The 10,824-nt window shown below is 69.8% G+C and carries 13 protein-coding genes, 1 tRNA gene and 1 pseudogene; all 15 read left to right on the top strand.

Going from position 1 to position 10,824, the window contains the following annotated elements:
• The coding region (locus VGE49_RS02125; RefSeq protein WP_331032938.1) for a hypothetical protein at positions 1–103 on the top strand (103 nt) is incomplete at its 5' end.
• Positions 104–286, top strand: coding sequence for a hypothetical protein (locus tag VGE49_RS02120; protein ID WP_331032937.1), 183 nt, complete (start codon positions 104–106; stop codon positions 284–286).
• Positions 287–440: 154 nt separating this feature from the next.
• Positions 441–1,520 carry an isoaspartyl peptidase/L-asparaginase family protein gene (locus VGE49_RS02115; RefSeq protein WP_331032936.1) on the top strand — a complete coding sequence of 360 codons (1,080 nt, stop codon included), beginning with the start codon at positions 441–443 and terminating at the stop codon, positions 1,518–1,520.
• Positions 1,517–1,885 (top strand): cupin domain-containing protein, encoded by a 369-nt coding sequence (locus VGE49_RS02110; RefSeq protein ID WP_331032935.1) that lies wholly within the window; start codon positions 1,517–1,519, stop codon positions 1,883–1,885. The genes VGE49_RS02115 and VGE49_RS02110 overlap by 4 nt, the downstream gene beginning before the upstream one ends.
• Positions 1,882–2,352, top strand: coding sequence for a methyltransferase family protein (locus VGE49_RS02105; protein ID WP_331032934.1), 471 nt, complete (start codon positions 1,882–1,884; stop codon positions 2,350–2,352). Before VGE49_RS02110 ends, VGE49_RS02105 begins: the two co-directional genes overlap by 4 nt.
• Complete coding sequence (locus VGE49_RS02100) at positions 2,343–2,633, top strand: hypothetical protein (protein WP_312064651.1); 291 nt, start codon at positions 2,343–2,345, stop codon at positions 2,631–2,633. The genes VGE49_RS02105 and VGE49_RS02100 overlap by 10 nt, the downstream gene beginning before the upstream one ends.
• A 67-nt stretch (positions 2,634–2,700) precedes the next feature.
• Positions 2,701–3,708: a fumarylacetoacetate hydrolase family protein gene (locus VGE49_RS02095; RefSeq protein WP_331032933.1), complete on the top strand. Its 1,008-nt coding sequence runs from the start codon at positions 2,701–2,703 to the stop codon at positions 3,706–3,708.
• 63 nt (positions 3,709–3,771) lie between these two features.
• Positions 3,772–4,293, top strand: coding sequence for a CcdC protein domain-containing protein (locus VGE49_RS02090; protein ID WP_331032932.1), 522 nt, complete (start codon positions 3,772–3,774; stop codon positions 4,291–4,293).
• A complete protein-coding gene (locus tag VGE49_RS02085; RefSeq protein ID WP_331032931.1) occupies positions 4,290–5,117 on the top strand; it encodes a hypothetical protein in 828 nt (275 codons plus the stop codon). The genes VGE49_RS02090 and VGE49_RS02085 overlap by 4 nt, the downstream gene beginning before the upstream one ends.
• A gap of 63 nt (positions 5,118–5,180) precedes the next feature.
• A tRNA-Leu gene (locus VGE49_RS02080) sits at positions 5,181–5,265 on the top strand.
• Positions 5,266–5,458: 193 nt separating this feature from the next.
• A complete protein-coding gene (locus VGE49_RS02075; RefSeq protein WP_331032930.1) occupies positions 5,459–6,022 on the top strand; it encodes a TetR family transcriptional regulator in 564 nt (187 codons plus the stop codon).
• Complete coding sequence (locus VGE49_RS02070; protein ID WP_331032929.1) at positions 6,019–7,704, top strand: MFS transporter; 1,686 nt, start codon at positions 6,019–6,021, stop codon at positions 7,702–7,704. The genes VGE49_RS02075 and VGE49_RS02070 overlap by 4 nt, the downstream gene beginning before the upstream one ends.
• Positions 7,705–7,717: 13 nt before the next feature.
• Positions 7,718–8,848 (top strand): HlyD family secretion protein, encoded by a 1,131-nt coding sequence (locus VGE49_RS02065; RefSeq protein ID WP_331032928.1) that lies wholly within the window; start codon positions 7,718–7,720, stop codon positions 8,846–8,848.
• Between the two features lie 72 nt (positions 8,849–8,920).
• Positions 8,921–10,189: a multidrug effflux MFS transporter gene (locus VGE49_RS02060; RefSeq protein WP_331032927.1), complete on the top strand. Its 1,269-nt coding sequence runs from the start codon at positions 8,921–8,923 to the stop codon at positions 10,187–10,189.
• A 52-nt stretch (positions 10,190–10,241) separates the two neighbouring features.
• Positions 10,242–10,824: pseudogene (locus VGE49_RS02055) on the top strand (aminopeptidase); the annotation flags it as partial.

The raw sequence follows: 10,824 nt of genomic DNA, 5'->3' as shown, positions 1-10,824 counted from the left end.
GCGCAAGGGCAACGAGGGCTTCGGCAACGGCAACTTCCAGGCCCTGTTCGACTCGATCGAGCTGGACCAGATCCGTCGCGGCGTCATCAAGGTCGACGCCTGAATGAAGATGCGGCCGCCGCACTGGCTGCCCTGGCTCGGCCCGCTTCTGGCGGCCGGGGCCGGGGCGCTGGCCGGGGAATACTGGCTGGGGGGCGGTTTCTGGATGGTGCTGACGGCGGCGCTGGTCTGCGGCTTCGCCCCCATCCTCGGCTACCGCGTCTGGAAACGACTGCACCACCGATGACGATTTCCTCCCCGCCTGTGGGGAGGGGGACCACGCAGTGGTGGAGGGGGCGGCGCTGACATCCGCCGCCTGAGTCGCCCCCTCCGTCACGGCGCTTGCGCGCCGCGCCACCTCCCCATCAAATGGGGAGGAAAGATTTGAGGGGAAACCGCCGATGAAATCCGTCCTGACCGCCGCCGCCGCCCTGGCCCTGCTGGCCTCGCCCGCCCACGCCGAAGACGCCCCCAAGTGGTCCCTGGCCATTCACGGCGGCGCGGGCGTGATCGAGCGCGCCGAGCTGTCGCCGGAACGCGACGCCGCCTATCGCGCGGCCCTGCAGGCGGCGCTGGACGCCGGCTCGGCGGTGCTGGCTGACGGCGGCTCGGCCCTGGACGCGGTTCAGGCGGCGGTTCAGTCGATGGAGGACAATCCCCTGTTCAACGCCGGGCGCGGGGCGGTCTTCACCGCCGCCGGCAAGAACGAGCTGGACGCCGCCGTGATGAACGGCGTCGACCGCAGCGCCGGGGCCGTGGCCGGCCTGACGCACACCCGCCACCCGATCGCGGCGGCGCGGGCGGTGATGGAGCAGTCCCCCCACGTCATGCTGATCGGCGAAGGCGCCGAGAGCTTCGCCGCCTCGGTCGGACTGGAACAGGTCGACCCCAGCTTCTTCTTCACCGAGAGCCGCTGGCAGGCGCTGCTGAAGGCCCTGCGCGAGGCGGGGCAGCCTCTGCCGCCGCGCCCGGCCGGCGCCCCGCCCGAGCCCTCGACCCTGGCCCGGCCGGTTCCCCTGGCCGCGCTCGACGAAGCCCCGCTGGACGAGCGCAAGTTCGGCACGGTCGGCGCCGTGGCCCTGGACAGCCAGGGACGTCTGGCGGCGGGCACCTCGACCGGCGGCATGACCGCCAAACGCTGGGGCCGGGTCGGCGACGTGCCGGTGATCGGCGCCGGGACCTACGCCTCCAACGCCGACGGCTGCGCCGTCTCGGCCACCGGATCGGGCGAATATTTCATCCGCGCCACGGTGGCCCGCGACATCTGCCAGCGCACCTCCACGGGCATGGGGGTTCAGGCCGCCGCCGACGCCGAGATCGCTGACGTCGGCTCGATCGGCGGCGACGGCGGCGTCATCGTCATGGGCAAGGACGGAACGGTCGCCTTCTCGATGAACACCTCGGGCATGTATCGCGGCGAGGCCGGGTCCGGCCGCGCGTCGCGCGTCGCCATCTACGCCGACGAAGACGCCCCGCGATGACCGGCCAGGTCGTCGATCTGGAGCAGAAGTTCGGCGGCTTTTCCGACCACTGGCGGCCGCGCGTCGCCGCGCAGCTGAACGGGCAGGACGTGCGACTGGTGAAAGTCCAGGGGGTCTTCCCCTGGCACAGCCACGCGGAGGCCGAGGAGATGTTCCTGGTCTGGAAGGGGCGCTTGCGCGTCGAGTTCCGCGACCGGATCGAGACGCTGGAGCCGGGCCAGTTCATCGTCGTGCCGCGCGGCGTCGAACACCGCACCGCCGCCGACGAGGAGGCCGAGGTGATGATCTTCGAGCCCTCCGAGGTCATCAACACCGGCGACGCCCCGCCCTCGGACTTCACCGCGCCCCCTGGACAGACGATATGACGACACGCGACCATCCCGGGGTCATCGCCCCGCCGCCACTGATCTATCTCGGCTTCCTGCTGGCCGGTTTCGCGATCGGGCGGCTGGTCAGCGAGCCGTCGCTGGGGTTGAACGTCGATCTGCGACGCGGCCTGGCCTTCGTGCTGGTGATCGGCGGCCTGCTGCTGGACGGGATCGCGGCGGGCACCTTCCGACGTCTGGGCACGCCGCCCGAGCCGTGGAAGCCGACCACGGCCCTGGCGACCGGCGGCCTCTACAAATACAGCCGCAACCCCATCTATGTCGGCTTCGCCGTCACCTACGCCGGGTTCGCTGCGGCCATGGACAGCCCGGTCGCCCTGGCCCTGCTGGTCCCTTGCCTGATCGTGGTCGACCGCTTCGTCATCGCTCGCGAAGAAGCCTATCTGGCCGCCAAGTTCGGCGCCGAGTACGCAGCCTACAAAGGAAAGGTCCGCCGATGGCTGTGACCCCGAACCGCCCCGCCCCGCACGCCGACGAACTGTCGGAAATGGCGATCGAGGAACTGGACGCCGCCTGCGGTCTGCTGTGGGTCGAGATGAAGGCGATCACGCCCTGGGGCGATGTCTATGAGGGCATGGCGCCGTCGGGCCGGGCGGTCGAAATCGAGCGCCGCTACCTGTGGGCGCACGAGCCCGCGGGGGCCATCGCCGTCGAGGTCGAGGTGCGCGACCCGGCCCTGCGCACGGGGGCCGAGGCCCGCGCCGTGATCGCGCCCCCAAATAGTTGATCGAACTGCGGCTTTTCGGCCGCCGTCGCCGCTTCCCAACCGCCTCGCCCCGGACTAGCTTCGCCCCATGAAACTCGCCTCGCTCAAGCACGGCCGTGACGGCCGCCTCGTCGTCGTCTCCAACGACCTGAACTGGTTCACGGACGCCTTCCTGATCGCGCCCACGCTGCAGGCGGCGCTGGATGACTGGGACCGTTGCGAGCCGCTGTTGCGCGCCCTGGCCGAGAGCCTGGAGCACGAAGCCGTGCCGCGCGGCCGCTTCCGCGAGCATGAGGCCGCCGCCCCCCTGCCGCGCGCCTATCAGTGGGCCGACGGATCGGCCTATGTGAACCACGTCGAACTGGTGCGCAAAGCCCGCAACGCCGAGATGCCGGCCACCTTCTGGACCGACCCGCTGATGTATCAGGGCGGCTCCGACCACTTCATGGGTCCGCGCGACGCCATCCCGCTGAAAGACGAGGCCTGGGGCTGCGATCTGGAGGCCGAGATCGTGGTCGTGACCGGCGACGTGCCCCTGGGCGCCAGCCGCGACGAGGCCCTGGCCTCGATCCGCCTGATCGGCCTGGTCAACGACGTCAGCCTTCGCAACCTGATCCCCGGCGAACTGGCCAAGGGCTTCGGCTTCGTCCAGTCCAAGCCGGCCAGCGCCCTGTCGCCGGTCTTCGTCACGCCTGACGCCCTGGGCGACCGCTGGAAGGACGGCAAGCTGTCGGGCGCCCTGTCGGTGCAACTGAACGGCAAGGACTTCGGTCAGGCCGACGCGGGCGTCGACATGACCTTCGACTTCGGCGTGCTGATCGCCCACCTGGCCAAGACCCGCGCCCTGATCGCCGGCTCGATCATCGGCTCGGGCACGGTGTCGAACAAGGACGCCGACGGCGGCCCGGGCAAGCCGGTGGCCGACGGCGGTCTGGGCTATTCCTGCATCGCCGAGGTTCGCACGGTAGAAACCATCCTGACGGGCGAGGCCAAGACGCCCTTCCTCAAACACGGCGACACCGTCCGCATCGAGATGCTGGACGACAAGCACCACACCATCTTCGGTGCCATCGAACAGACCGTTCAGCCCGCCTGATCTCCGCTTTTCGAGCGCCGTTCGCCGAGCTAGGCTGACGGCGTTCGGAGGGGGAGTTCCGCTATGTCGCCGCAAACCATGGGCCCGCTGATCGGCATCGGCGTGGCGCTGATCGTCATCCTGCTGCGCAACCGGCGAAAACGGACCCTGCGGCCGCACCTGCTGTGGATCGTGCCCCTGCTGGTCACGGTCGCGATCGTCTTCGGCCTGTGGGCCAACACCCAGCATCCGCATTTCGGCCCCTTCGCCTGGATGGCCTTCGTCGTCGCCCTGGCCCTGGGCGGCGTCGCCGGCTGGCAGCGGGGCAAGACCATCACCATCGAGAAGGAGCCCGACGGCTCGCTGAAGGCCCAGGCCTCGCCCCTGGGGCTGATCCTGGTGATCGGCCTGTTCGCCGCGCGCGCGGGCCTGCGCGAAGTCATGCAGACCAACGCCGCCGCCTGGCATCTGGACGCCGTGGTCGTGACCGACGCCTTCATGCTGTTCGCGGTCGGCATGATCGTGACCCAGCGTATCGAACTCTATATCCGCGCCCGCCGGGTGCTGGCCGGCGGAACCGACAGCCACGTCGAGGTCGCGGCATGAAATCCGCCCTGATCCTGGCGACCGCGCTCGCCGCCCTCCCCGCTGCGCCCGTCCTGGCTCAGGATGGGCCCCCGAACGGGGCCGTCGACTGGGACGTCACGCGCGACCCGAGCCAGAAGCTGATCATCGCCTATACGGTGTTCGACAACGGACTGGGCATAGGCGCGCGTTGCCTGAACCGCTCCTTCCAGGTCCTGATCAGCGGTCTGCCGCCGGCGACCGGGGCGACGCGGAAACTGAAAATCGCCTTCCAGGACGACGACTTCGACGAGCAGCGTTGGAACGTGGCCGAGGATAACGCGGTCGCCATCAGCGACCGGCCCAGCCCCCTGGCCCGCGACATGCGCGACGGCGGCAAGATGCAGATCATCGTGCCCGGCGGCGCCGAAGGCGGACGGAACCTGCGCTATGTTCTGGACCTGCCGGCCTCCGGCGCCGCGATCGACGAAGCCCTGCTGGCCTGCGATCGTCCCCTGGTCGATCCGCGCGACGCCGAACTCGACGCCCTGGGCGACGATGGTCTGCCGATGAACATCGAATGGTCCCGGCAGCCGGAACCCAGCTATCCCGACGGGCGAACCTATACGCGCGGCTTCGCCACCGTGACCTGCCTCACCCAGCCCGACGGCCGTCTGCGCGACTGCGTGGTGGAGACCGAACATCCGATCGACGGCGGCTTCGGCGAGGCCGCGCTCGACGCCACCCGCCGCGGCCGGGTGCGCAGCAAGGACGGCGGCCCGGTGCCGCTGGGCATGATCCAGTTCCGCACCAACTTCCTGATGGATATGTCGCCGTCCACGGGCTCGCGCATACCGAACCACTAAACGACAGCGTCGCGATTGACCCGGCGCATTCCGCCGCTAGATTGCGCCGCCTCCCAGACCTGTGCCGGTGTGGTGGAATTGGTAGACGCGCCGGACTCAAAATCCGGTTCCGAGAGGAGTGTCGGTTCGAGCCCGACCACCGGCACCACGTCTGGATGAGCGCCTGCGGGCGCCCTTCTTCCCTTGCTCCCCGACATCCTCATCACCCCGGAACGCAGCCTCGGCCGTTCTGGCGCATTCCGCACGTGAGGAGGGGTGCCGCGCGCGGTCGCATGACGAAACAAAGAATGAGTCCAGACGCACTTGATTAATCGGACACAAGTGTCCACTTGGCGATCTTCATGACCCGTCCCCTACGAAAAGACGCCGCCGAACGACGCGAGGCGCTGCTGAAGGCGGCGGCCGAAGCCTTTGCGCGCGATGGTCTGGACACGCCCCTGCACCTCATCGCCGAGGAGGCGGGCGTGGGGCGGGCGACCCTGTATCGCAATTTCGCCGACCGCTCGGAGCTGGCCCTGGCGGTCTTCGTGGGCCAGATCGACGACCTGCACCAACGCACCCAGGCGCGGCTGGACGATCCCGAGGTCTTTGTCTGGTTCCTGGGCCAGATGGTCGAGCTGATGATCCAGAGCGCAGGCCTGGCCGGCGCCATCCGCGACCTGAAGGACGAGGCCCTGGCCCCGATCCGCACCGGACTGAAGCGCGCGGGCGCCGAGGCGCTCGCCGTGTCGCAGGCGGCCGGACGGGTGCGCTCCGACCTCAGCGTCGAGGACATCCGCGTTCTGGCCCTGATGCTGGGGGCGCCGTCGCGCACCGTCGGGGCCAGGGAGCGGGATCAGTTGAGCCGCCGGACGCTGGAGCTGGTGCTGGACGCCGTCCGGCCTCGGGCGGAGGCCAGGGCATGAGCCGCCGCGACTGGAACCTGCCTTGGGAAGACTATCTGGCGACGCTGAAGCCGCACGAGCGGCCGGCCCTGCCCGGCTCGCCCGCCACGCCGGACCATTCGACGCCGATGCGCTGGGCCTATGCCGCCGTCGGCGTCCTGGTGGCCCTGACCGGCAGCCTGGGCAATGCGGCGGTGACGGCCAACATCCCCCTGTTGGCGGGGTCGCTGGGGGTGACGACGACCGAGGCCGCCTGGCTGCCGGTCGTCTTCGTCATGACCAACGCCTGCATGAACCTGCTGCTGGTCAAGTTCCGCATGCAGTACGGGCTGCGCCTGTTCACCGAGATCATCCTGATGATCTTCCTGGCGACGGCGGCGGCGCACCTCTTCCTCGAGGACTACGGATCGACCCTGGTGGTGCGGGGCATAGCGGGGATCGCGGCGGCGGGCATGTCGACGCTCGGCATCCTCTACATCATCCAGGCCTTTCCGGCGCAGCATCGCCTGAAGGGCATCATCATCGGCGTCGGCCTGTCCAGTCTGGCCATTCCCCTGGCGCGACTGGGGGTCGGGCCGCTGCTGGACCGTGACCTGTGGCGGGCGGTCTATATGTTCGACCTGGGCCTGGTGCTGATCGCCCTGCCCGCCGTCTTCGCCCTGAAGATGCCGCCGGCGCAGCGGGTCAAGACCTTCGAAACGCTGGACTTCGTCACCTTCGCCCTGTTCGCCCCGGGGATCGCCCTGCTGACCGCCGTGCTGGGGCTGGGCCGGATCGTCTGGTGGACCGAGGCCGCGTGGATCGGCTGGGCCCTGATCGGCGCCCTGGCGCTGCTGACCGCCGCCGTCCTGATCGAATACAACCGGACCAATCCCCTGATCGACCTGAAGTGGCTGGCCGGGCGCGATCTGGTGCGCCTGATCCTGGCCATCGTCCTGGTGCGAATCGTCCTGTCGGAACAGACGACGGGCGCGGCCGGCTTCCTGCAGCAGATGGGTCTGGGCATCGACCAGATGCACGGCCTGTTCTGGGTCATGCTGTTCGCCACGGCGGCGGGGACGCTGACCAGCGCCCTGACGCTGAACCCGACCAAGCTGTGGAAGCCCATCTCGATCGCCCTCGGCCTGATCGCCGTCGGCGCCTTCATGGACAGCCACGCGACGGTGCTGACGCGCCCGGCCGAGCTCTATGTCAGTCAGGCCCTGCTGGCCTTCGCCGCCGCCTTCTTCATCGGCCCGACCATGATCATCGGTTTCGGCAAGGTGTTGCAGGGCGGGGGCAAGAACCTGATCAGCTTCATCGTCGTCTTCTCCATCGGCCAGAACATCGGCGGCCTGATGGGCTCGGCCCTGATCGGCACCATCCAGACGATCCGCGAGAAGTATCATTCCAACCAGCTGGCCGAGCACATCGACCTGGGCGATCCCGAGGTGGTGCTGCGGCTGCAGCAGCTGGGCGGGGCCTACGCCCACGTCGTCGGCGACGCGGGCCAGAGGCAGGGCGCGGCCCTGCGCCTGTTGCAGCAGCAGGTCAGCCAGCAGGCCCAGGTCCTGGCCTACAACGACGTCTTCCTGCTGATTTCGGGCGCCGCCGCCGTGGGCGCGGCCTGGGTCGCCGTCAACCATTTCCGCCCCCGTATCGAGGCGCGCCGCGCCGCCCACCGCGAGACGGCGCAAGCCGCCGCAGCCGCCGCTGTCGAATGACCCGGACCCGACCATGACCGACGCCACCCCCGCTCCTGCTCCTGCTCCTGCTCCGGCCGCCCCGCCGGCCGCGCCCGCCGCCCTGCCGCCGTCGAAGAGCCGCCGCGTCATGATCAGCGTGGTGCTGGGCCTGATCGCCCTGGTCGGGGTCGGGCTGATCCTGCACGCCTGGCGGCTGCCGCCGTTCGACGGCGGCCCGCAGACCACCGACAACGCCTATGTGCGCGGTCAGGTGACGGTCATCAGCCCCCAGGTCAGCGGTTACGTGACCTCGGTCGAGGTGCAGGACTTCCAGACGGTGCAGCAGGGCCAACTTCTGGCGACCATCGACGACCGCATCTACCGCCAGCGGCTGGATCAGGCGAAGGCGGCCCTGCATTCGGCCGAGGCGGCCCTGGCCAACTCGGCCCAGAGCCAGGCCTCGGCGCGCGGCTCGGTCGCCCAGACCCGCGCCTCCATCGCCGGAGCCGAATCCGCCGTGACCAAGGCGAGAGCGGACGCCCAGCGCGTACGCACCCTGTTCGCCGGGGGCTGGGTGGCCCAGGCCCAGGTGGACACGGCCCAGAACGCCCTGCGCGCCGCCGAGGCCCAGTTGGCCGCCGCCCGCGCCGCCGAGGGCGTGGCCCAGACCGGCGTCACCTCGGCGGTCGTCAGCCGCGGCTCGCTGGAGGCCGCCGTCGAGAACGCCCAGGCCCAGGTGCGTCTGGCCCAGATCGATCTGGACAACACCCGCATCACCGCCCCGCGCGCCGGGCGCCTGGGCGAGGTCGCGGTCCGCGTCGGCCAGCAGGTCGCGGTCGGCACGCAGCTGACGGCCCTGGTGCCTGACGTGGTCTGGGTCACGGCCAATATGAAGGAGACCCAGATGCGCGACGTCCGCATCGGCCAGCCGGTCGAGATCGTGGTCGACGCCCTGGGCGGTCAGAAGCTGAAGGGCAAGGTCGAGCGCATCTCGCCCGCCGCCGGGTCCGAGTTCAGCGTCATCCGCCCCGACAACGCCACCGGCAACTTCACCAAGGTGGCCCAGCGCATCCCGGTCCGCATCTCCATCGACCCCGGTCAGGAGATCGCCGCGCGGCTGGCCCCCGGCATGTCGGTGACGGCGCGGATTGACGTGCGCTCCGACGGTGAAAACGCGCGCTGACATTATGTTGCAACGCAAAATTGTTGCAGCTTGAGGGTTGCGTCAGCCTGTCGCAGCCCGCATCTGGTCCCGATGATCAGCGCCCCGACCACCACAGCCGCGACGCCCAAAGGGCCGGGGTTCGCCGAATTCGTCTGCCTGATCGCCGTCATGATGGCGATGAACGCCCTGGCCATCGACGCCATGCTGCCGGCCCTGCCGCACATCGGCGAGGATCTGGGCGTCGCCAACGAGAACACCCGCCAGTGGGTCATCACCGCCTATCTGCTGGGCTTCGGCGGGGCGCAGCTGTTTTACGGCCCCCTGGCGGACCGGTTCGGGCGTCGCCCTATCCTGTTCGTCGGCATCGGCCTCTATGTGGCGTTCAGCGTGCTGGCCGCCTTCGCCCATTCGTTCGAGTGGCTGATCCTGTCGCGCATCGGCATGGGGCTGGGCTCGGCGGCGACGCGGGTGCTGGCCGTGTCGATCGTGCGCGACCGCTACGCCGGGCGCACCATGGCGCGGGTCATGTCGCTGAGCTTCCTGGTCTTCCTGGGCGTGCCCATCCTGGCCCCGACGGTCGGCCAGCTGATCATGCTGGTCGCGCCCTGGCGCTGGATCTTCGGCTTCTTCGCCCTGTTCGGCGGCGCCTTCCTGCTGTGGGCGGCGACGCGCCTGCCCGAGACCCTGCATCCCGAAGACCGCATGCCGATCAACGTCAAGCGCATCGCCGGGGCCTTTGGTCAGGCCCTGACCAGCCGGCTGGGCATGGGCTACACCCTGGCCATGACCGCGATCAGCGGCGCCCTGTTCGCCTTCATCAACTCGTCGCAGCAGATCTTCTTCGACGTCTTCAAGTCGCCCGGCCTGTTCACCACCGTCTTCGCCCTGGTCGCCGGCGGCATCGCCCTGGCCTCGGTGTTGAACTCGCGCATGGTGGAAAAGCTGGGCTCGCGCCTGATCGCCCACACGGCCCTGTTCGGCTTCATCGGTTTCAGCGTCTTGCACGCCGCCATCGCCTATACGGGCCATGACAGCCTGTGGGTCTTCGCCGCGTTTCAGGCCTGCAAGATGTTCTGCTTCGGCTTCATCGCCGGCAACTTCGGCTCCATGGCCATGGAGCCCATGGGCCATATCGCCGGCACGGCCGCCTCGGCCCAGGGCTTCATCTCGACCATCGGCGGCGCCCTGCTGGGCTTCTGGATCGGCCAGCAGTTCGACGGCACCACCGTGCCGATGACGGTCGGCTTCGCCGCGCTCGGCTTCGTCGCCCTGTTGCTGGTGCTGGCCGCCGAGAAGGGGCGGCTGTTCAAGGCCCACCACCTGCGGCCCATCACGGCTTCCGGTTCAGCCAAGGCTTGATCTTTGGGGGCGAAGGGAGCCTTTTCGGGCGCATCTGAATACGGAGCGTTCGATGACCCTCAAGCTGGCCGGCCTGGTATCCGCCATGGCCCTGACCGCGGCGCTCGGCGCCTGCGCCACCGCCCCCGAAAGCGTGCCGATGACGCCTCTCGCCCCCACGACCCCGGCTGCGCCCGCCTTCGCCTACGCCGACGACATCCACTCCAACGCCCGCCCGGCCGAGGCGCGGGTCGGCCACGTGGCCTTGGACCTGACCGCCGACTTCGCGGCCAAGACCCTGTCGGGCTCGGCGACGCTGGACGTCACCGGCCGCGTCGGCGCGACCGAGGTGGTGCTGGACACCAAGCACCTGGACATTCGCGGCGTGCGCGACGCCCAGGGCCGTCCGCTGCGCCATGAACTGGGCGCCGCCGACGCCATCAAGGGCCAGGCCCTGACCGTCCACCTGCCCGCCTTTGTCGGCGCCGAGGTCCAGAAGGTCGTCATCGACTACTCGACCCGTCCCGACGCGGCGGCGCTGCAATGGCTCAGCCCGCAGCAGACGGCGGGCGGCCAGAAGCCCTATCTGTTCAGCCAGGGCCAGGCCATCCTGACCCGCACCTGGGTTCCGACCCAGGACAGCCCCGGCATCCGCC

The organism is Brevundimonas sp., assembly GCF_036405315.1.
Classification (GTDB): domain Bacteria; phylum Pseudomonadota; class Alphaproteobacteria; order Caulobacterales; family Caulobacteraceae; genus Brevundimonas.
This window is presented reverse-complemented; position numbering and strand designations above follow the sequence as displayed.